The organism is Tahibacter amnicola (genome assembly GCF_025398735.1).
In the GTDB taxonomy this organism is placed as follows: Bacteria; Pseudomonadota; Gammaproteobacteria; order Xanthomonadales; family Rhodanobacteraceae; genus Tahibacter; species Tahibacter amnicola.
In genome coordinates this window covers 2,465,333-2,486,967 of record NZ_CP104694.1, presented here as the reverse complement: position 1 = coordinate 2,486,967, position 21,635 = coordinate 2,465,333, and the positions used below count along the sequence as shown (strand labels likewise).

Annotated in this window: 14 protein-coding genes and 3 tRNA genes; 9 read left to right on the top strand and 8 right to left on the bottom strand. The window is 65.0% G+C overall.

Annotated elements, in window-relative coordinates; all coding sequences use genetic code 11:
* Positions 1-9: 9 nt before the first annotated feature.
* The 5 genes from N4264_RS10585 to N4264_RS10565 all read left to right on the top strand — a co-directional run bounded on the left by N4264_RS10585 (position 10) and on the right by N4264_RS10565 (position 6,979).
* The gene (locus tag N4264_RS10585) at positions 10-600 is read left to right on the top strand and encodes a TOL_0243 family YfiR-like periplasmic protein (protein ID WP_261696997.1); all 591 of its coding nucleotides are present in this window, start codon (positions 10-12) and stop codon (positions 598-600) included.
* Positions 601-2,505, top strand: a complete 1,905-nt coding sequence (locus N4264_RS10580; RefSeq protein WP_261696996.1) for a sensor histidine kinase, YfiR-like protein-associated — start codon at positions 601-603, stop codon at positions 2,503-2,505.
* On the top strand, positions 2,492-2,935 hold the full coding sequence (locus tag N4264_RS10575) for a response regulator (protein WP_261696995.1): 444 nt from the start codon (positions 2,492-2,494) through the stop codon (positions 2,933-2,935). Before N4264_RS10580 ends, N4264_RS10575 begins: the two co-directional genes overlap by 14 nt.
* Before the next feature lie 160 nt (positions 2,936-3,095).
* Positions 3,096-5,045: a response regulator gene (locus N4264_RS10570; protein WP_261696994.1), complete on the top strand. Its 1,950-nt coding sequence runs from the start codon at positions 3,096-3,098 to the stop codon at positions 5,043-5,045.
* Positions 5,046-5,878: 833 nt separating this feature from the next.
* Positions 5,879-6,979 carry an ATP-binding protein gene (locus N4264_RS10565; RefSeq protein ID WP_261697613.1) on the top strand — a complete coding sequence of 367 codons (1,101 nt, stop codon included), beginning with the start codon at positions 5,879-5,881 and terminating at the stop codon, positions 6,977-6,979.
* A gap of 5 nt (positions 6,980-6,984) precedes the next feature.
* On the opposite strand, the gene N4264_RS10560 is transcribed toward N4264_RS10565, so the two are convergent.
* Both N4264_RS10560 and N4264_RS10555 read right to left on the bottom strand, forming a co-directional pair.
* Positions 6,985-11,040, bottom strand: a complete 4,056-nt coding sequence (locus N4264_RS10560) for an EAL domain-containing protein (RefSeq protein WP_261696993.1) — start codon at positions 11,038-11,040, stop codon at positions 6,985-6,987.
* A 97-nt stretch (positions 11,041-11,137) separates the two neighbouring features.
* Positions 11,138-12,898: a cation:proton antiporter gene (locus N4264_RS10555; RefSeq protein ID WP_261696992.1), complete on the bottom strand. Its 1,761-nt coding sequence runs from the start codon at positions 12,896-12,898 to the stop codon at positions 11,138-11,140.
* 182 nt (positions 12,899-13,080) lie between these two features.
* On the opposite strand from N4264_RS10555, the gene N4264_RS10550 reads away from it, so the two are divergent.
* The 3 genes from N4264_RS10550 (at position 13,081) to N4264_RS10540 (ending at position 13,425) form a co-directional block, all read left to right on the top strand.
* A tRNA-Ala gene (locus N4264_RS10550) sits at positions 13,081-13,156 on the top strand.
* Positions 13,157-13,195: 39 nt separating this feature from the next.
* A tRNA-Glu gene (locus N4264_RS10545) sits at positions 13,196-13,271 on the top strand.
* 77 nt (positions 13,272-13,348) lie between these two features.
* Positions 13,349-13,425 (top strand) — tRNA-Asp (locus N4264_RS10540).
* A gap of 275 nt (positions 13,426-13,700) precedes the next feature.
* On the opposite strand, the gene N4264_RS10535 is transcribed toward N4264_RS10540, so the two are convergent.
* The gene (locus N4264_RS10535) at positions 13,701-14,210 is read right to left on the bottom strand and encodes a DUF1249 domain-containing protein (RefSeq protein ID WP_261696991.1); all 510 of its coding nucleotides are present in this window, start codon (positions 14,208-14,210) and stop codon (positions 13,701-13,703) included.
* A 233-nt stretch (positions 14,211-14,443) separates the two neighbouring features.
* Positions 14,444-15,259 carry a posphoenolpyruvate synthetase regulatory kinase/phosphorylase PpsR gene (gene ppsR, locus N4264_RS10530; protein ID WP_261696990.1) on the bottom strand — a complete coding sequence of 272 codons (816 nt, stop codon included), beginning with the start codon at positions 15,257-15,259 and terminating at the stop codon, positions 14,444-14,446.
* A gap of 306 nt (positions 15,260-15,565) precedes the next feature.
* On the opposite strand from ppsR, the gene ppsA reads away from it, so the two are divergent.
* Positions 15,566-17,944: a phosphoenolpyruvate synthase gene (ppsA, locus tag N4264_RS10525; protein ID WP_261696989.1), complete on the top strand. Its 2,379-nt coding sequence runs from the start codon at positions 15,566-15,568 to the stop codon at positions 17,942-17,944.
* 66 nt (positions 17,945-18,010) lie between these two features.
* On the opposite strand, the gene N4264_RS10520 is transcribed toward ppsA, so the two are convergent.
* The 4 genes from N4264_RS10520 to N4264_RS10505 are packed head-to-tail and all read right to left on the bottom strand — an operon-like array spanning position 18,011 to position 21,570.
* Entirely contained in the window at positions 18,011-18,817 is an 807-nt protein-coding gene (locus N4264_RS10520; protein WP_261696988.1) for a hypothetical protein, read from the bottom strand.
* On the bottom strand, positions 18,814-19,488 hold the full coding sequence (gene gph / locus N4264_RS10515) for a phosphoglycolate phosphatase (protein WP_261696987.1): 675 nt from the start codon (positions 19,486-19,488) through the stop codon (positions 18,814-18,816). Before gph ends, N4264_RS10520 begins: the two co-directional genes overlap by 4 nt.
* Positions 19,485-20,195, bottom strand: coding sequence for a bifunctional 2-polyprenyl-6-hydroxyphenol methylase/3-demethylubiquinol 3-O-methyltransferase UbiG (ubiG, locus tag N4264_RS10510; RefSeq protein WP_261696986.1), 711 nt, complete (start codon positions 20,193-20,195; stop codon positions 19,485-19,487). Before ubiG ends, gph begins: the two co-directional genes overlap by 4 nt.
* Before the next feature lie 40 nt (positions 20,196-20,235).
* Positions 20,236-21,570 carry a TRZ/ATZ family hydrolase gene (locus N4264_RS10505; RefSeq protein WP_261696985.1) on the bottom strand — a complete coding sequence of 445 codons (1,335 nt, stop codon included), beginning with the start codon at positions 21,568-21,570 and terminating at the stop codon, positions 20,236-20,238.
* Between the last annotated feature and the right edge of the window lie 65 nt (positions 21,571-21,635).

The window sequence follows — 21,635 nt, the reverse complement described above, 5'->3', positions numbered from 1 at the left end:
GACCCGCACGTGAAACCCAGCCCTGTGATGAAGGACTCGCGCCGGGAGCATTGGCGCAGACCGTGGGCCGCCATCGTGCTGCTGGCTGTCGCAATGCTCATGGCCACCGCGACGGGAGCGCAGGAATCCGTGGCGGAGCAGCGCGTCAAAGCCGCATTTATCTACAAATTCGCCGGCTACGTGGACTGGCCGTCCGGCGCCTTCACCTCGCCCGACGCACCGATCGTTTTCGGGGTGCTGGGCGAGGAGACGGTCGCCCGCGAGCTGGAAGTGCTGGCGGAGGGGCGCCAGGTCGGCACGCACCCGCTGCAGGTACGCACGCTGGGCCCGGATGACCCTCTGGACGGCGTACACGTTTTCTTCATCGGCAACAGCGTAGCTGGTCGATTGGCGGACATTCTGGGCGCCACGAATGGTTCGCCGGTGCTCATCGTGACCGAGTCGGATCGTGCGCTGAATCTTGGCAGCGTGATCAATTTCGTGATGACCGATGGGCGTGTGCGGTTCGAGATCTCAACCGCCAGTGCCGACCGGCGCGCCATCAAGCTCAGTTCGCGGTTGCTGGCCGTGGCACAGAACGTGAGGCAGGGGGTGAACTGAATGATCCTGGCAAGCGTGCGGTCGGTGCGGCGGAAGCTGCTGCTGGTCGTCGGCACGGTGACACTTGCCGCGCTTGTCGTCACGGGCGCCGCCCTGCTGGTCTATGACGCCCGCGCCTATCGCCAGACCTGGATGGCCGATCTGGAAACCCAGGCGGACATTCTCGGCCGCGCCAGTGCACCTGCCCTGACGTTCGACGATCCCAAGGCGGCCCAGGAAAACCTCGCGCTGCTCAAGGCGCGCCCGCAGGTCCTTGCCGCGGCGGTGTACTCGGCCAAGGGCACGCAATTTGCCAGTTATCTGCAACACGGCCAGCCCACCCACGAATTTCCGCGCATTCCCGAGCTGGATGGTGCGCGCGTCAAGGACGGTGAGCTGATTGTCTTCAAGCGCATCATCGATCACGACGAAATCGTCGGCACGGTGTACCTGCGCGCCCGCTACGAACTGTGGGATCGCCTCGCCAGCTACACCGGCATCCTCGGCATGGCGATGGTGGCCAGCCTGATCGTTGCCGTGCTGCTGTCCTATTGGCTCAGCCGCGAGGTGACGCGTCCACTCGGCGCGGTGAGCGACGCCGCACGCCGCGTGATGGAACAGGGTGACTTCAGTGTCCGCGCCGAGAAGTCCACGCAGGATGAAGTCGGAATCCTCGTTGACGCCTTCAACAACATGCTCGCGGAGATCGGCCGCACCAGCGAAACGCTGGAAAACTCCAACCGCCAGCTGGCCCACGAAATCGCCGAACGCGCGGAGGCGGAAGCGGCATTGCACGCGAGCGAGCGACGTCATCGCACCCTCGTGGCCGCGCTCACCTCGCTGGTCTGGACGGCCAATGCGCAGGGTCAGTTCGCCGAACCGCAGCCGTCCTGGGAAACTTATACCGGCCAGTCTGCCGGCAAGGCACAGGGGTTGGGCTGGCAGAACGCCATCGAGCCCGAAGACCGCGAGGCGTTCGAGGCCGGCTGGCAACAGGCGACGGACTCGAGCGAGCCGTTCCAGCACGAAATGCGCCTGTGGCACCAGGCCACGCAGAGCTTTCGCTACGTCAATTTCCGCGCCGTTCCGGTCACCAATGCCCAGGGCGACGTGCGGGAGTGGATTGGCACCGTCAGCGATATTCACGACCAGCGGATGGCGGAGGAGGCGCTGCGGGAGCTGAATGCGGAGCTGGAAAAGCGCGTCGCCGACCGCACCGCCGAACTGCAGGCGACCAATCGCGAACTGGAAGGATTCAGCTATTCCGTATCGCACGACCTGCGTGCACCGGTCCGTGCCGTCGCCGGGTTCTCCAAGCTGCTGTGGAAAGATCACGCCAACCAGCTGGACGATGAAGGCCGTCGCAAACTGGAGATCATCCAGAACGAAGCCCTGCGCATGGGCGTGCTGATTGACGACCTGCTGCTGTTCGCGCGCCTGGGCCGCCAGGCGATCAAGCCGGTCGAGCTGGATATGCGGAACATGGCCGAATCGATGTACGAACGGCTGCAGGGCCAGCAACCGGGAAATCCGCCCGAGTTCCATATCGGCCCCCTGCCCCATGCCGTCGGCGATCGCGTCCTGCTCGAGCAGGTGTGGGCGAACTTCCTCTCCAACGCGCTGAAATTCTCCTCGCACCGGGACCATCCGGTGATCGAGGTCGACGCGATCAGCGACGCGACAGAGCATATCTACTTCGTGCGGGACAACGGCGCGGGATTCGACCCGCGCTACCAGAACAAGTTGTTCGGAGTGTTCCAACGGTTGCACAGCACCAGCGAATTCCCCGGTAACGGCGTGGGGCTTGCGCTGGTGCACCGGATCATCACCCGCCACGGCGGACGCGTGTGGGCAGACAGCAAGCCCGATGAAGGTGCAAAATTCTATTTTTCCTTACCGAAGGAAAATCCCAATGGAAGCCATTGAGCAGATCGACATCCTCCTCGTTGAAGACAACCCCGTCGACGCGGAATTGACGATGCTCGGGTTGAAGGACGGCCACGTGGCCAACCGCGTCATCTGGGTCACGGACGGCCAGCAGGCCCTCGACTACATTTTCCGCCGCGGCCCCTACAGCACCCGCGACGACCCTGGGCCCCGCCTGATGCTGCTGGACCTGAAAATGCCGCGCGTGGATGGCATCGAGGTGTTGCAGGCGATCAAGAGCGACGAGACGACGCGCAACATACCGGTGGTCGTGATGACCTCCTCGCAGGAAGAGAACGACGTGGCCAAGAGCTACGCGCTGGGCGCGAACAGCTACGTGGTCAAGCCGGTCGATTTCACATCGTTGGCCGAAGTGGCCAAGCAGGCCGGCTACTACTGGCTGGCCATCAACCGTGTCGTGTCCCGATGATGCGCAACCGCCCCCTTTTCCGCCTGTTCTCCAGGAACGGGCAGAAGCCGTCCAGGCCCGAGCTCCCGGACGGATCCGCCACCGCGATTCCCTTTCTGATCATCGACCTGGACTGCCGCCGCCCCGTTCAGCGCCACAGCCGACAAGGGGGGCCTCTGCCATGGGCAGACCACTTCGCATCCTGATCGTCGAGGACTCCGAGTCCGACGCACAGCTGCTCCTGGCGGAACTGCGCCAGGGGGGCTATGAACCGGAATACGACCAGGTCTGGACGCCCGAGGACATGCGCCAGGCGCTCAAGCAGCGCCGGTGGGATCTGATCATCTCGGACTGGTCCATGCCGCGCTTCACAGGCCTTGACGCCTTCTCCATTGCGCGCGAGTGGGACCCGGACATTCCTTTCATGATCGTCTCGGGCACGATCGGCGAGGAAATCGCCGTCGAGGCGCTGCATGCCGGCGTCCAGGACTTCATGACCAAGGGCATGTTTGCGCGCCTGATCCCGGCGATCGACCGCGAGATGCGCGAGGCGCAGGAACGGCGCCGGCGCCACGCCGCCGAGCTCGAAGTGGTTCATCGGCGGCGCGAAATCGAATCCTCGGAGCGGCTGCTCCGCCTGGTCATCGACAGCGTTCCTGACGGGGTCGCGGTGATCGACACCTCGGGCAGGCCATTGCTGTGGAATCAACCGGCGGACCCACTGTTCGCCAGCTTCGATACGGCAGCGACAGACCCGGAGCCGCCCTTGTCCCTGTTTCACCCGGACACGATCACTCCACACTCCAACGCCGTCGACCTGCTCAAGCGTGCGCTGCACGGCGAAGCGCTCGATTCCTACGCTGTGTTCGTGTGCGGCCCGGCCGCGCCAAAAGGCGCGCACCTGTCGGTCAACGCACGGCCGCTGCGCGACGCCGACGGGACGGTCCGCGGTGCCGTCGGCGTGTTCCGCGACGTCACGCGCGAGCGCGCCTCGCATGAGCAGCTGATGATTTCCGATCGCATGGCATCGATCGGCATGCTCGCTGCCGGCGTGGGCCACGAGATCAATAATCCGCTGGCCGCGGTGCTGGCGAACCTGGAAATGGTCAAGCTGGCGATCAGCGACCGGGAAAAGGCGGGGCACCTGCGCGATACCGGCGAGCTGCACGAAATGCTTGATGACGCCCAGGTGGCGATCAACCGTGTTCGCAGCATCGTGCGCGACCTGAAGATGTTTTCGCGGCACGAGTACACCGATACGCGCGCGGTCGAGATCCACTCGGTGCTCGAATCGAGTATCCGCATGGCCTGGAATGAAATCCGCCACCGCGCCTGCCTGGTGAAGGATTTCGGGCCGGACGCGCGTGTCATGACCTCCGAATCGCGCCTGGGCCAGGTATTTCTCAACCTGATCGTCAATGCGGCGCAGGCGATCGATGAGGGCGATGCGAACGCCAACACCATCCGCATCGCCACCCGCCTGCAGGGCGATGACCGCATCGTCGTGGAAGTCGCCGACACCGGCAGCGGCATCGCACCCGATGCGCTGCGCCACCTGTTCACGCCCTTCTTCACGACCAAGCCGGTCGGCGTCGGCACGGGCCTTGGGCTGGTGATCTGCGAGCGCATCGTCGACGGCCTGGGCGGCAAGATCGAGGTAGAGAGCGAACTGGGCCAGGGCACCACGATCCGTGTGCTGCTGCCCCTGGCGGACGCGACCAGCAGCCACGCACCGCAACCCATCATCGTGGAGCCGGCCAGGCGCCGTGGACGGGTGCTGATGGTGGACGACGAGCCGCTCATGGGGCCGGCCGTCCGGCGCATCCTCAGCCGCGAACACGACGTCACGATCACCACGCGCGCCAGCGAGGCCCTGCAGCGGATCCATTCCGGAGAGCTCTACGACGTGATCCTGTGCGACCTGATGATGCCGGAGATGAGCGGCATGGAGCTGCACGCGGCGATCCTCCAGGCCGCGCCCGAGCAGGCGTCACGCATGATTTTCGTCACCGGCGGTGCGTTCACGCCGAGCGCCCGGTCGTTTCTGGACCACGTACCCAACGACCGGCTGGAGAAGCCCTTCGACAGCGACCGCCTGCGTGCCATCGTGAACCACAGGATCGCGGGCTAAGCTTATCTGCTGGGATAGATCCCTATCCCGGCTGATCGAAACCCTCTGTCCATCCCGGATCACGACAACGGGCAAGCCATTGAAATCCAGCGCATTTCCCCGCCATGACGCCGTTGGCACGCGCTTTGTAATTGTCCTGCTGCCTGGCGGATGACGCGGCGGCTCCCGCCGCATCACCACCGGGCGCCGGCTGACCCGGGTGGGGCCACCGGCGCTGGCCGTGCCGATGGGCGGCACGGCCCGCAAGGGGACGTCTCGCTCCCCGTTCACCGGGATACCCGGCGAACATCGAATGCCGAAGGGATTACAGCATCGGGTGCCGGAAGCCGTGGGTTCGAATCCCACCAGGGGTATGGGCCCCTGTAGCTCAGTGGCAGAGCGCCGTAAAACGATCTCTTCATTGTTGTCGATGTTCGCCCGGTATCCCGGGCCGGCTCACCCGCTACCCCGGCGGCGACATCGAGGGGCATGGGGCGAGTATCGAATACCGAAGGGACTACATTGGTAAGCCGAAAGGCGAGCAGGTTCGAGTCCTGCCCTGCCGTGCAGCGATTTTCCGGGCACGGTTCTTGGCGAATCTCTTCATTCCTTGTCGATACTCTCCCCATGCCCTTCGTCACCACACCCGGCGCGGCTCAAGCGGCCGCTGCTGCCTGGGCTCGCCGCCACGGCAAGGCCGCGAATTTCCGACCTTCCCCCATTTCAATTCGACCGGGATTGGAGAAAAATCGAGGCGTCGCCTTGCCGGATGTCTCCGCGTGAAAGAATCCACTTCGCTGGAAGAAGGCAAACTACGGGCGGTACTGGACGGACTGGTCGAACCCGCCGTCCTGATGGAGGACGACAGCGTCCTCCATGCCAATCCGGCGGCGCTACGCCTGGCGCAATCCACAGCCGGCGGGGTTGATCCCCGCGAGCGCGTGGCACAGCTGGCCCGGGCCGTACTGGCGTCACAGCAGAATGCATCCGGTGGCGCGGACACTCGCACGGTTGCCATTCCGCTGGGACACAACGGCGGCCGCTGCGCCCTGGTCATGCTTGAGCCGGCCGGCACGCATGCCACCACGGACACCGACGGCCAGGGACTGAGTCTGGAGCTGGCCCTGGCGCGCCTGCACACGGTGCAGGAGCAACTGGTGCAGTCGGAGAAAATGGCCTCGCTCGGCCAGCTGGCCGCGGGCATCGCGCACGAGATCAACAATCCCATCGGATACGTGCATTCCAATCTCGGCACGCTGCAGGAATACCTCAACAACCTGTTCGGGCTCATCGAATGCTACGACGCCGCGCTCGTCTCCAGCGCCGGCGTGGCGCCGGAACGGCGCGCCGAGGTGCTCGAGCGCAAGCGCAACATTGATTTCGAATTCCTGGTGCAGGATCTGCCGCAGCTCCTGGCCGAATCGCGCGAAGGCATCGACCGGGTGCGGCGCATCGTGCAGGACCTGCGCGACTTCTCCCACGCCGACCGCATGGAAACCTGGTCACTGTTCGACCTGCATCGCGGCCTGGACAGCACCATCGGCATCGTCTGGAACGAGATCAAGTACAAGGCCGAGGTGCGCAAGGAATACGGCAACCTTCCGCTGGTGGAGTGCCTGCCCTCGCAGATCAACCAGGTCTTCGTCAACATCCTGGTGAACGCGGCGCAGGCCATCGAAGAGCGCGGCGAGATCCGGGTCAGGACCTCCAGCAACAACGGCACCGTCTCGGTGGAGATCACCGACACCGGCGGCGGCATTCCGCCGGATGTGCAAAAACGGATATTTGATCCTTTTTTCACCACCAAGCCGGTCGGCAAGGGCACCGGGCTGGGACTGTCGATTTCCTACGGCATCGTGCGCAAGCACCACGGCGAGATCACCGTCGACAGCCGCCTCGGCGAGGGCACGACGTTCCGCATCACGCTGCCGCAGCGCCAGACGCCAACTGTCTGAGCCCTCTACGCCGCTCCCGCACTGGGTTCGCGACGCGACTCGCTGATCCGGAACGCCTCGCGGATGGTGCGGCGCAGTTCTTCATCGTCCCAGGGCTTGGCGACGAACCGATAGACCGCTCCCTTGTTCAGCGCCTCGGTCAGCGATGCGAAATCGCTGTAGCCGCTCAGGATCAGGCGCACGGTATCCGGGTAGAGATCTTTCACTCGTCCCAGGAAATCGGTGCCGCTGATATCGGGCATGCGCTGGTCAGAAACGATCACGTGAACAGGCTGGCTGGCGAGAAGGTCGTAGGCCTGCTTGGCCGATGTCGCCGTCAGGATGTGGTAGCCGTCGCGCCGCAGCAGCCGCACCAGCGCACGAATGACGTTCTCCTCGTCGTCCAGCAGCAACAGCGTGTCAGGAACGCGTTGCGGCTCGATCGTGCCGCCAAGTTCCTCCTGGCGCAGGTAGCGCCGGCGCAATACCTCGAAGGCCTGCTGCGCGGGCAAGGGCTGGCTGAAATAGTTGCCCTGGAACTGGTCGCACTCATTCCGGCGCAGGAACGATGCCTGGCCGATGGTTTCCACGCCTTCGGCACTGACCATCATGCCGAGCTGGTGGCCCAGGGCGATCACCGCGCGGCAGATACCGGCTGAGCCCGGGTCTGTCACGATATCGTGCACGAAGGAATGGTCGATCTTGAGTTTGTCGATCGGAAACCGGCGCAAGTAGTTGAGGCTGGAGTAGCCGGAACCGAAATCGTCCAGTGACAGGCTGACGCCCAGCGCCTTGAGCGAACGCATCGAGCCGATGACCCGGTCCACATGCGCCATGACCATGCTTTCGGTGAGCTCCAGCTCCAGATAGCGCGGCGGCAGCCGCGAAACCTCCAGCGCGTACTGCACGTGCTCGAGAAATTCCGGGCGTTGCAACTGCAGTGACGACACATTCACCGCAACGACGAAATCCGCCAGTCCGCTATCCAGCCACTCCTTGGCCATGCGGCAGGCCGATTGCAGCACCCATTGCCCGAGCTCGACGATGACACCGAGCTCTTCGGCCACCGGAATGAAGCGGCCCGGCAGCAGCATGCCCAGCTCGGGACTATTCCACCGCACCAACGCCTCGACGCCGGTCACCTGCCAGTTGTGGGCGCTGATCTGCGGCTGGAAATGCAAGGTGAGCTCGCGATTGTCGATCGCCCCGCGCAGGCGCGTGCCGAGGTCGAGCCGGTCCCGCAGGGCCTGCTGCTCATCATTGGAGAACGCCGCCACGACGTTGCGGCCTTCGTCCTTTGCGCGCGTCATCGCTGCCTCGGACTGGCGAATGAGGTCGCGCGGGGTCGTGCCGTTCTCCGGGAAACAGCTCACACCGACGCTGCAGGTCAGGAAAATGTGCGTGTCGCCCACGGCAATGGGCACTTCGACGGCGGCGCGAAAGATTTCGCCGAGCCCGTGCTGGTCCGGCCCCTCGCCTTCGTCGACACGCACGATGACAAACTCGTCGCCCGCGATGCGCGTCACCCTTCCCTGCTCGCCGGCTGCCTTGCTCAGCCGCTCGGCGATGGTGCGCAGGACGTCGTCGCCCACGCCGTGCCCGCGGGAATCGTTGATCGCGTGGAAGCGATCCAGGTCGATGTAGAACACGCTGACGCGGCCACCGCGCTGCGCCGCCGACGCCAGGGTCGACACCAGGTACGCCTCCACCTGCTCGATGCGCGGCAATCCGGTGACGCTGTCATGCGTGGCGTAGCGCGCCAGCTCGCTTTCGTAGCGACGTCGCTCCGAGATATCGCGGGCGACGGCGAAAATCCGCCGGTCCGGCGACAAGGAACCAGCCCACTCCAACCAATGCACGCGGCCGTCCACGTCGACCCAGCGATTGACGAAGCCTTCCAGCCGCCCCGTTGCGAGCAGCTGCGCCATTACCGCGTCAGTGGACGAGACGTCGTCCGGATGAACCACTTCGCGCCAGTTCATGGCGGTCAGCGCTGTTCCAGGGCGAACGAACTGGCGGATCACGGCCGCATTCGCCTGGAGCAATTGCCCGGTCGCATCGATAATGATGAACAGCTCGACAGACAGCTCAAAGAAACGATCGCGTTCGAGCCGTTCCTCTTCGGCGCGCAACCGGTCGCTGATATCGCGGAACACCACCACGGCGCCGACGACCTCCCCGCCCAGGTTGAGCGGGGCAGCGACAAGGTCGACGGGAAAGCGCCGCTCTTGCCGGTCGATAAATTCCACGTGCTCGGCCGTGATGCTGCTGCCCTCCCGCAGGGCACGCATGCCCGGGCCGACATCCGTCGCACCGGGCGGCAGGAAATGGCGCTCGGCATCCACCTCGCGCAGGGATCCCGGGTCCAGGGACAGCATGCGCTCGGCGGCCTGGTTGATGAAATTCAGCCGCCCCTGCTGGTCGATGGCATACAACCCCTCGCCCACGCTCGATGCCATGGCGCGCACGAAGGCCAGCTGGTGCGCAACGCTGTTCTCGGCGTCACGCAGGTAGCCGACCAGTCGTGTCCGCTGCAGGTTGGCCGTGGTCAGTCGCGCGAACTGCGTGGCCAGGACTTCATCGTCGTCACTGAATTCATCATCGTGCTTGTCGAACCATTCCAGGGTACCGACCACGCTGCCCGAGTCGTCGACCAGGGCCAGGCCCAGCCAGGTGCGCGGCGCTCCCTCGCCGGTGTCGGACTCCCCCAATGCGGCAGCGAACTCGACCATAGACCGGCGGGTCGGCTCGGTGCACTGGCGTGCCGACTGGCGCAGGGAATCCGGAAGCAGGTCGGCCTGGATCTCGCCATCACCCACCGTGTGCACATAAGGCTCGCTGCGCCCGCGGCCGTCCGCCCGCGGATCCAGGGCTATGCGCACGATGCGCACGCGCGCCAGACGGCGCATCGAGACCGCCAGGTAGTCGACCAGTTGATCCACGTGCACCAGGGCCGCGGCAGCAATAGCGATCTGGTTGAGCTCGATCAGCTGGTCGCGCAGCAACAGCGACAGCTCATAGGTTCGGCGCAGGGCGCGCTCCGAGGCGCGGAAGCGGGTGAGGTCGCGTGCCACGGCGAACAGGCCGCTCGCGTTGGACCCCTCCCGCAGGGGGATCAGGGTCAATTCCAGCTCGCGCGGGCGCGATCCCGCACGCGGCGCCGTGGCGTCGATCGCCTGGGCGCGCCCCTTGAGGGCCGCAGCAATCCGCATCGGCAGGATAAAAGCCACGGCGGGTTCCATCAGGTCCGCCAGCAGCATGCCGGCCAGCTCTTCCGCGCTGCGGCCGAACAGGATATGCGCCGCTTCGTTAGAGGCGTCGATCCGGCCGTGCTCGTCCAGGCGGAGAACCGCGTCCGGCTGGTTGTCCACCAGCGACTGGTACAGCTCGCGGCCCTGCTCCAGACCTTCGCGCGTCGCGTCACGCTGCAGCACCAGCCCGACAGCCGCCGCAGCGGCACGGGCCACCACACGGTCGCCGGCAGCCAGCGCCATGCGCTGCGGCAATGCGAGCACCACCTCGCCGCGCCGCTGCCGGTTCGTATCCAGCAGGGGCTCGACCCACAGGGTTCCGTAGCCGGCGGTGATCAGCCGGGCGCGCAATTCGGCCCCCAACCGGAGGCCGCCACCTTCATCGTAGAGCGAGAGGGCGTTTTCCTGGTCGACCTTCAGATCCACCGCGGCCAGCGTGGCATGCAGCAGCTGGACGTACTCGTTGGCGGGTATCGGCCACTGCACCGGACCGGAAGGCAGGTCGTAGCGCACCGATATATGCGCCCGGGGCAGATACTGGTGCAGCAGTGCATCAACGGCGGTGAGCACGTCGACGCGCGGCGCGCCTTCGGCGAGGTTGTGCAGGATGTCGTTCTGGGCGCGCAGGCTTTCGGCGATACGGCGCTGCATGCGCGCCTTGCCACGGAATGAGATCACCGCATACGTGCCCACCCCGACGACCGTCGCGAGGGCGCAGGCCAATACGACCGACCAGGGACTACCGGAGTCGGGCAGCACATCGCCGGCGGCGGCCATTGCGGTGCCAGGAATCGCGGCCGGCGCGATCTGCACCGCGATCCAGCGCCACATTCCTCCGCAAGGACGCATAACCATGCCGGCCGCTGCCTCCGTGTGTGCGGCAGGCCGCACGACGACGACAAATATACACGCTACGGACTGCGTTGCCTCAATTTTCCCCTTCGCGCCCGGACTGCATGACATCGCGCAACGCGGCCTGCAGCCGGGCGTGGACCTGGACAAACGAGCGCCACAGGAACGCGGCCAGGGCGCTGGCTCCGGCCAGCAGGAGGATCAGCACTTCATGCGACGGCAGGATGGCCGACCCCAATGCCATGACCAGCAGCGCCAGGATCACCAGCATGGCGAGCGGTATCATCTTTCCGAGCACCCGCCGCAGCGCGTAGGTGCGCGCACCAGCCGCTCCCTCGCGAATGCCAAGCTCGGCCAGCACCATGCCCAGAGCGTCTGCCTTACGGTAAGCGGCGATCAGCATCGGCATCGCCACCACCAGGGCCGCGGACCACAACACGCTGCGCCGGATCGTGTCGCCGGCCGTCCATTGCGGGAACCACTGCAACATGCGCGGCTTGACCCAGGCGGCCGCGAGGAACACGGCGACCACAAGCGCCATGTTTATCACAATGTGCACAACCAGCCTTCGCAGCATTTGCGCGATGGCGACATTCTCCTCGACCGGCTTGAGCCCCGCGATCCAGTTTGCATAGGCCGCCATCAGCCCGCGCACCTTGCGCGGCAGCGCGGCGTTGGCGACGTCTGCGATCCGGTCGGAAGAGCGCACCAGGTAGGGGGTGACGAACGCCGTCAGCACCGAGGCCGCCACCGCAATGGGATACAGGAAGTCGCTGGTCACGCCGCGACTGAGCCCTAGCGCGGCAATGACGAACGAAAACTCGCCGATCTGCGCCATGCTCAGGCCCGCGCGCAGGCTGACGTGCCCGTCGTTGCCGGCAACCAGCCCGCCAAAGGTGCATGCGAGGGTCTTGCCCACGATGACGAAGGTTGCGACCAGCAACACCGGCACGGCGTATTCAAACAACAGGCGCGGTTCGATCAGTAGCCCTATCGCCACGAAGAACAGCGCGCCGAACATGTCACGCAGGGGTTCGATCAGGCGCTCCACCCGCTTGACCGACTGCGCTTCCGCCACGATAGCGCCACCAATGAACGCACCGAGCGCGACACTGAACCCGGCGGCGGCCGCCAGCAGGCTGCCGCCGAAGCAGATGCCCAGGGCGGTGACCAGCAGCATCTCGCTGCGACCGAACGATGCCACGTAGTCGACAAGCCGCGGCAGCAACAGCAGGCCGAGCACGAGTGCAACGACAGTAAACAGGCTAAGCCGGCCGATGGTCTCGACGGCTTGGCCCGGTTCAATGGTGCCGCTGATGGCAATACCCGAAAGCACTGCGATCAGCGCGATCGCGAACACGTCCTCGATCACCAGGATGCCGAAGACCAGTCGCGCAAACTGCTCGTGCTTGCGTCCGGATTCGTTGATCACCCGGATCACGAGCATGGTCGAAGAGATCGCCATCATCGCGCCCAGGAACAAGGCATCGGTCGTGCGCCAGCCGAACCAGCGACCCAGTTCGTAGCCGGCCCACAACATCAACATGACTTCCACGCCAGTGGCCGCGAGTGCGGCGATGCCGACTTCGCGCAATCGCGGCAGGCTGAACTCCAGCCCCAGCGAGAACATCAGCAGCACGACGCCCAGATCCGCAATATTGCGAATGGTCGACTCGTCCGTGATGAGCATGAAGGGTGGCGTGTGAGGGCCGATGAGCAGGCCGGCGAGGATGTAGCCGAGCACCACCGGTTGGCGCAGCCGGTGGAAGATCACTGTTGTGCAGCCTGCGACCACCATGATGACCGCGAGGTCCTGCAAGAAGCCGATGCCGTGCATGCGACGGTAATAACCGAGCCCCGTGCACGAGACAAGTCGGCATGACGAATCCGTTGTGGCATCATCCGCGCCCCGGCACGTCGGCCGGCATTCGATGCCTCATCGAATGCCTCGCGAAAAAAAATCGATGAAAGGGGTTGACGTACCCGAGCTCGCTGAATATTATTTCGCTTCTCCGCAAGGGGGCCATAGCTCAGCTGGGAGAGCGCTACAATGGCATTGTAGAGGTCGTCGGTTCGATCCCGACTGGCTCCACCAAGTTTCATACTGTTGTTCAACCAAGTTAGAGAGGTTTACGTCCCCATCGTCTAGAGGCCTAGGACATCACCCTTTCACGGTGGCGACCGGGGTTCGAATCCCCGTGGGGACGCCAAACTCAAAAGACCGCAGGAGCGGTCGCTCCAAAGTGAAAGTTGGAGCAATTGTCGGAAAGGATACCGACGCGTTTATGGAGTGGTAGTTCAGCCGGTTAGAATATCGGCCTGTCACGCCGAGGGTCGCGGGTTCGAGTCCCGTCCACTCCGCCAGCTAACAGAGAAGCCCGCCTAGTGCGGGCTTTTTTGTGCCTATTGATCGTCCGACCCAACGTGTCGCGCAGACTGCACGGTGCCCCCACATTTTCGCGAGTGACGACTGCACAGGACGATCGATTGCGGCGCAAGAGAGTCCGCAACGGATCTCCTCCATCGTTCGACGAGCCTGAATTAATGGAACTGCTTTGGTGCGCGGTCGGACGAAGCGATCTGCACGCCGCGCTGCGCGCCCACGCCCGTTCTCTCTCAATGTCGGAATCGAAAGTGACTCAGCGGACCGTCACATCGATGGGCGGCAGCAGTGCGATCGGCGTATCGGAACCCGCGCGACGCAGCGTCGCCATCGAATGCCCCTGTTCGGCCAGGTATTCGAGCCAGCGCGTCAGGAAGGCATTCATGCGCAGGCGATGCTGCAGCACGGTGTGCGCCGCAGGATACGGACCGAGCACATCGATGAGGTGGCGCCCCGGGTGGCAATGCGTGGCCTCTGCCAGGTGGGCATCCTGGTACATCCGCAGCCACGCCGAGGGCGACAGTTCGCCCGTCGCCGAATCGATGAAGCAATAGTTGAGCCGCAGCTCCACGGTGTAGCGGTGCTGCTCGATCAGATCCAGGCGGATATCCAGGCCGTCCTCGATCGAGGAAAAATACGTGCCGGGCGACAGCCGCTGCGGTGAAAAAATACGTGCCAGACGCTGGTAGTTTTCCGCATACAGCCCCATGAGATAGGCGAAGCGGCCAGGCAGCAGTTTCAGCGGTCTTTCGGCAACGTACGTCATGGCTGTGATCATAACAGCGGCTTTTTTCGCCACCAGACTGCCCGATCACAAAAGAGCCTGTTACGATGGGCTTCCCGTCGCGGGAATCCGCGAATTCCCGCGAAATCCCCTGTTTCCGGCCGTTTTCCGCGCCCCGCGCCCCGCTGCGTTATCGCGATTTAACAAACCTCACGGACGAAGCGGCCATCGGCTCGTCCCTGGCCGGCGCAAATCGGCGCGATCTTCTGTACAAATCAAAACATGTGTTTCTCGATGCCCAGGGCCGAGAGGATCTTGCTGGCAATCTCCTCGATCGAGGTATGCGTGGTGTTCTGCACGGGCAGCCCTTCGCGACGGAACAACTTGTCGGCCTGCGCCAGTTCCCAGCGGCATTGATCCAGCGTCGCGTAGCGACTGCCCGGACGACGATTTTCACGCACCTGTGTCAGGCGCTGTGCGTCAATGGTGAGGCCATAGAGCCGGTTCCGGTGGGGCTTCAATCGCGCCGGCAATTCGAGCTTTTCCAGATCGTCGTCGGTCAGCGGGTAATTCGCGGCCTTCACGCCGTAGTGCAGCGCCATGTAGAGGCAGGTCGGCGTCTTTCCGGAACGCGACACACCCACCAGGATCATCTCCGCATCCGCATAGTTCGTTGCAACACCGTCATCGTGCGACAAGGCGTAGTTGGTCGCATTGATACGCGCTTCGTACTCGGCGAAGTTCACCAGGCCGTGGGCCTTGTTGACGTGACGCGAGCGCGGCGTGCCCAGCTCCAGCTCCAGCGGACCGATGAAGGGCGCAAAGACGTCGACCATCAGTGCGCCGCTGCCGGCGAGAATTTCGGTCAGCGACGGATCGACCACCGTATTGATGACGATCGGCCGCACGCCGGTCTGCGCGTAGGAGGTCTTGATGCGCAGGCAGGCCGCACGTGCCTTGACATCGTCGTCGACGAACGGAATGCGGAAGGTGTCGAAATCGATGCCGTCAAACTGCGTCAGGACCGAATGGCCGATGGTTTCGGCCGTGATGCCGGTGCCGTCGGAAACGTAGAAGATCGTCCTGCGCATGATGGATTCCTGGTTGGCCGCCACCGGGCATCCCCGGCACGCGCGAAGCGTCGGATGGTACTTCGCCGTCCGGCGACGCGCCAAACCCGGCCAAACGATGCGTTGCCGCACTGCACAACTTGTCTCGGCGCCTGGGAACCCCGAAAATTGCGTTCTTGATTCGCGCTCTGCCCTGACGCCTGTTCGATCGCACGGCTGCCCGGCCCCGGCCGCGGTGCCCGGTGACGGCTACTTGCCGTTACTGCGCGGTCCGGTGTCCAGGCCGGCCGCTGCACGCCTTTTCTACTTGCAATCCGGAGACATCCTTTGAGCGATCTCGTGCTTTGGCTGGACAACCTGCGTCTTGCCGATCTGGGCAAGGTGGGCGGCAAGAACTCGTCCCTGGGCGAAATGATCGGCAACCTCTCGAAGCTGGGCGTCTCCGTGCCGGGCGGTTTCGCCACCACCGCCCATGCGTTCCAGCAGTTCATCGCCCAGAGCGGCCTCGCCCAGCGCATCCAGGATCGCCTGGCCACGCTCGACGTCGACAATGTCGACGAGCTTACCCGGGTCGGCGCGCAGATCCGCGGCTGGGTCGTGGAAACCCCGCTGATCCCCGAGTTCGACCAGGCCGTACGCGCCGCCTACCGGCAGCTGTGCGCCGATGCCGGCGGCACCGATGTCTCGGTCGCCGTGCGCTCCTCGGCAACGGCGGAAGACCTCCCGGATGCCTCGTTCGCCGGCCAGCAGGAAACCTTCCTCAATGTCAGCGGCGAAGACGACGTCATCCACAAGGTGAAAGAAGTTTTCGCTTCGCTCTACAACGACCGCGCCATCGCCTACCGCGTGCACCATGGCTTCAAGCACGAAGACGTGTTCCTTTCGGCCGGCGTGCAGCTGATGGTGCGTTCGGACGTCGGCGCTTCCGGCGTGCTGTTCACCCTCGATACCGAATCGGGCTTTCGCGACGTCGTCTTCGTCACCGGTAGCTTCGGCCTGGGCGAGATGGTCGTGCAGGGCGCGGTGAATCCGGACGAGTTCTACGTCTACAAGCCGACGCTGGGCGAAGGCCGACCGGCCATCCTGCGGCGCCAGATCGGCGCCAAGCAGCAGCGCATGGTCTATTCCTCGGTGCCCGGCGAGCGCGTCAAGATCGAAGAGACACCAGCCACCGAGCGCGCGCGCTTCTGCATCTCCGACGAGGACGTGCATGAACTGGCGAAACAGTCCCTGGTGATCGAGCGCCACTACGGCCGCCCGATGGATATCGAGTGGGCCAAGGACGGCATCACCGGCAAGCTGTACATCGTGCAGGCGCGTCCGGAAACGGTGAAATCGCGTGCCCACGCCACGCAGATCGAGCGCTTCCACCTGCGCGCCCGGGGCCCGGTGCTCTCGGAAGGTCGTGCCATTGGCCAGAAGATCGGCGCCGGTACGGCGCGCGTGATCCGCTCGCTGGCCGACATGAACCGCGTGCAGCCGGGTGACGTCCTGGTTGCCGACATGACCGATCCGGATTGGGAACCGGTGATGAAGCGCGCCGCCGCGATCGTCACCAACCGCGGCGGACGCACCTGCCACGCCGCCATCATCGCGCGTGAACTGGGCGTTCCCGCCGTCGTCGGCTGCGGCAATGCGCTGGACACGATTCCCGATGGCGCCTCGGTGACCGTCTCCTGCGCCGAAGGTGATACGGGCTTCATCTACGACGGCCTGCTGGATTTCGAGCGTGTCACGGCCGACCTCGGCGCGATGCCGCCGGCGCCGCTGAAGATCATGATGAACGTCGCCAATCCGGAACGCGCCTTCGATTTCGCCATGCTGCCCCACGGCGGCGTGGGCCTGGCGCGCCTGGAGATGATCATCAACAGTCACATCGGCGTGCACCCGAAGGCGCTGATGGAGTACACGCGCCAGGATGCCGATACCCGCCGGCTGATCGACGAGCGCATTGCCGGCTACGGTGATCCGGTCGAGTTCTATGTGGACCGGCTGGCCGAGGGCATCGCCACCATTACGGCGGCGTTCGCACCGCACCCGGTGATCGTGCGCCTGTCGGACTTCAAGTCCAACGAATACGCCAACCTGATCGGCGGCAAGCGCTACGAACCGCACGAGGAAAACCCGATGATCGGCTTCCGCGGTGCCAGCCGCTATGTCGATCCGTCGTTCCGCGACTGCTTTGCGCTGGAATGCCGCGCGATGAAGAAAGTGCGCGACGTGATGGGCCTGACCAACGCCTGGGTCATGATTCCGTTCGTGCGCACCGTGGAAGAGGGTCAGAAGGTGATCGACGTACTGGCCCAGAACGGCCTGCGTCGCAGCGAAAATGGACTGAAGCTCATCATGATGTGCGAACTGCCGTCCAATGCCCTGCTGGCGGACGAGTTCCTGGAGATCTTCGACGGCTTCTCCATCGGCTCGAACGACCTGACCCAGCTCACCCTCGGCCTGGATCGCGACTCGGCGATCGTGGCGCACCTGTTCGACGAGCGGAACGCCGCGGTGAAGAAGCTGCTGTCCATGGCGATCCAGACGGCGCGCGCCAAGGGCAAGTACATCGGCATCTGTGGCCAGGGCCCGTCGGACCATCCGGATCTGGCCGAATGGCTGATGCAACAGGGCATTGAATCGGTGTCGCTCAATCCGGATACCGTGGTCGATACCTGGCTGCGACTGGCCAAGGTCCGCGGCGACAAGGCCTGATCCCGCGGGAATGAGACGCAAGGCGGAACCCGCAGAACGGGCTTCGCCTTGCGTACTGCGCGCTGGCTAGCGGCGCGCTTCGCGCCAGGCCGTCCACACTGCTGACAGTGGCGAACGGTTGAGCTGTTCCCAGGCCGCGGGAAAGGGCCTTGGTGCTTTCAATATGGCGGCAATGCGCCGCCGGTCCATGCGCAGCCGCAATCGGGTGAAATAGCTGCAGCGCCCCACGTCCAGCGCATCCATTGCCGAGGCGAGGTCCGCCAGCTGCTCGCGGCAGGCATCGTTGCGTGCCACGGTATCCTCGCGCAGGGCCGGGCGCGTCAGCTGGTGCCGCGCCAGACGGTTGAGCGGCAAACCCAGGGGATCATCGTCCTCTGCCACCGGCGCGCGGGCCGTTTCGCGGAACAGATACGACAGGCCGCGCGCGCGCGCAGTTGCCCCCGTGTCGATGCGCTGGCCCAACGCAGATGCTTCGATATCCGCCAATGCGGTGAACACCGGTTCGACCTGCGCCCGCTGCGCGGCGAAATCCGCCGGCGGCGGCGCCGAATGGCGGGACATCGCCACCAGAACCAGGTCAGCGCAGGCAGCAACGTCGATAGTGGCCGCGCTTTCCTGCAGCGGCAGACTGATGGGATGGCGCCCCTGCCTCGCGTTCAGGCGTTCGCATTCCTCTTGCCACCAGCGCAGTTTCGTGCCGACGACAACCGGTTCGTGCACGTGCAAGGTGGTCTGCATCAATTCGTGCAACAGGCACTCGGTTGCCATAGTGCGTTCGCGGAGTGCGGCGCTCAAGAACAGGCGCGCGACGGGCAATTCCGGATACGCCTGGACCAACTTGGCGACAAAGCTGTCGATGGCGGTTTCCGTCATGCGGCGGCCAGACTCAGGGCCCGGGTCAGCTCGTCAGCACTGCGGGAAACCAGGTCTGCGGCCCAGGTGGCGGGATCTTCGCCATTGAGGTAGCCCCAGGCAGCCGCCACGGTCAGCATGCCAGCGGAACGACCAGCTTCGATATCGCGCAGATCATCGCCGACATAGGCGCAGCGCTCCGGCCGGACACCAGCCAGCTCGCAGGCGTGCAACACGGGCGCCGGATCCGGCTTCTTGACGGGCAGGCAATCGCCGCTCACCAGGGAGGCTGCCCGTGCCGACCATCCCAGTTGCTGCACCAGCGGCCGCGCCAGCCAGCCCGGTTTGTTGGTCACGATGCCCCAGCGCGCGCCTCGCTGCTCGATCGCCCGCAACAGGCTCTCCACGCCGGCGTAGGGGCGTGAATGCTCGGCGATGTTCTCGGCGTACATCGCAAGAAAGCGTTCCAGCAAGGCCTCCCGCTGGTCCGGATCATAGTGCGGCAGGCCTTTCTGCAGCATCGCACGGCCGCCCTTGGAAACCACTGCGCGCACCGCCTCCGCATCGGCGGCCGGCTGTTCCAGTGCGACGCACAGGCGCTGTATGGCGTGGATCAGATCAGGTGCACTGTCGACCAGGGTACCGTCCAGATCAAACAGCACGGCATCGAGGTCGCGACCGAACAGCTTCATGCGGGTTTTCCTGCACTGACCAGATAGTTGACCGAGACGGTGGGCGTGAGCTTCGCCCGGCGCGTCCAGGGGTTGTAGTCCATGCCGCTGACGTCTTCCAGTTCCAGTTCCGCGCGTCGCAGGGAGGCCGCCAGCTCGCTGGGCCGGATGAACTGGGCGTAGTGGTGCGTGCCGCGGGGCAACAGGCGCAAGGCGTATTCGGCGCCGAGAATCGCCACGGCGAAGGCCTGTGGCGTGCGGTTCAGAGTGGAGGCAAAGAACCGGCCACCGGGCTTGAGCAGCGTGGCGCAGGCCTGGATGACGCTGTCCGGGTCAGGCACGTGCTCGAGCATCTCCATGCAGGTGATGACATCGAACGAACCAGGCGCCTCGCGCGCGAGGTCTTCCGTACTGATCTGGCGATAGTTGACCGAAAGGCCCGACTCGAACAGGTGCATGCGTGCCACGTCGAGCACGTTGGGAGCCAGGTCGATGCCGGTAACGTCGGCGCCGCTCCGGGCCAAGGCCTCGCTGAGCAGGCCGCCGCCACAGCCCACGTCGAGGACACGGGCGCCGCGCAGGGCCACGCGCTCGGCGACATAGGCCAGGCGTACCGGGTTGAGGTCATGCAGGGGTCGCGATTCGCCGTCCGGATCCCACCAGCGGTGCGCCAGGCGATCGAATTTGGCGGTTTCGGCGGGATCCACATTTGTCGCGGATGGTTTCATGACTTGCCTCGGAACATTGGTGTTGTTGCCGGCCTGCGGCTCAGTCGAACGCCGCCAGGCGGTTGCGCCAGCTGCGGGCGCGGGCGAGCAGGTCCGCGCTGTCCATGTCCACGAGAATACCGCCGGAGAGCTTGCGCTCGCCGGCGATCCACACGTCACTGACCTGGTGGCGGCCACAGGCGTAGACCAGCTGCGAGATCACGTGGAAAACGGGCTGGGTTTCCAGCGCATCCAGACGGACTGCCGCGAGGTCAGCCGCCTTGCCGGCCTCCAGCGAGCCGATGCGGTCGCCCCAGCCCAGCGCGCGCGCGCTGCCCAGGGTGGCGGCGCGCAGTGTGCTGGCAGCGTCGAAGGCGCTCGCATCTGCGGCAACGCCCTTGGCCAGGAGGGCGGCCGTGCGCATTTCGCCGAACATGTCCAGGTCGTTGTTGCTGGCGCAGCCGTCGGTGCCGATGGCGACGTTGACGCCGGCGCGCCGCAGCCGTTCGGCCGGACAGAAGCCGCTGGCCAGCTTGAGATTGGATTCGGGACAATGCACCACGGAAACGCCCGCTTCCGCGCAGAGCTCGATTTCGGCGTCGGTCAGCTGGGTCATGTGCACGGCGATCAGGTGATCATTGACGATGCCCAGCCCCTGTAAACGCTGCAGCGGACGCACGCCGTGGTCTCGACGCGAATCCTCCACTTCCTGCGCGGTTTCGTGGACGTGGACATGCACGGGCATGTCCAGCTGGTCCGACAAAAGCCGGGTGCGCTCAAAGCTGGCGTTGCTCACGGTGTACGGCGCATGCGGCGCAAAGGCCGTTCCGAGTAGCGCCGTATCGCGGTACTCGTCGTGGACGCCCAGGGCCTTGTCGAAGTATTCGTCGGACGTCTTTGCCCAGGCGCTGGGGAATTCGATGATCGGCAGGCCGACCATGGCGCGGAATCCATGGCGGCGGTAGGTTGCTGCCTGTACGTCGGGAAAGAAGTAGTTTTCGTTGCAGCAGGTGGTGCCGCCGCGCACCATTTCCGCTATGGCCAGCTCGACGCCGTCGCGGACGAACTCGGGACTGATCGCCTTCGCCTCGGCGGGCCAGATGTGCTGGGTCAGCCAGGTCATCAGCGGCAGGTCGTCGGCAATCCCGCGCATCAGCGTCATCGGATTGTGCGTGTGGGCATTGACCAGGCCCGGCATCAGCACGTGTTCGTCCAGTGCTACGTTCTGCGCAGCGACATAGGCCGCGGCGGCTTCCGCCTGGGGCACCAGGGCGAGGATCTGCCCCTTGTGGATGACCACGGCGTGGTTTTCCAGCACCACGCCATGGGGCTCGACCGGAACGACCCAGCGGGCACCGATGATGGTGTCGACGGCGCGTTTTTCTGTCTGGCTCACGCTCTACTCCCTTGCAACGCCATGCCGGCAGATGCCGGATACGAAAAAGGGGAAACCGATGATCC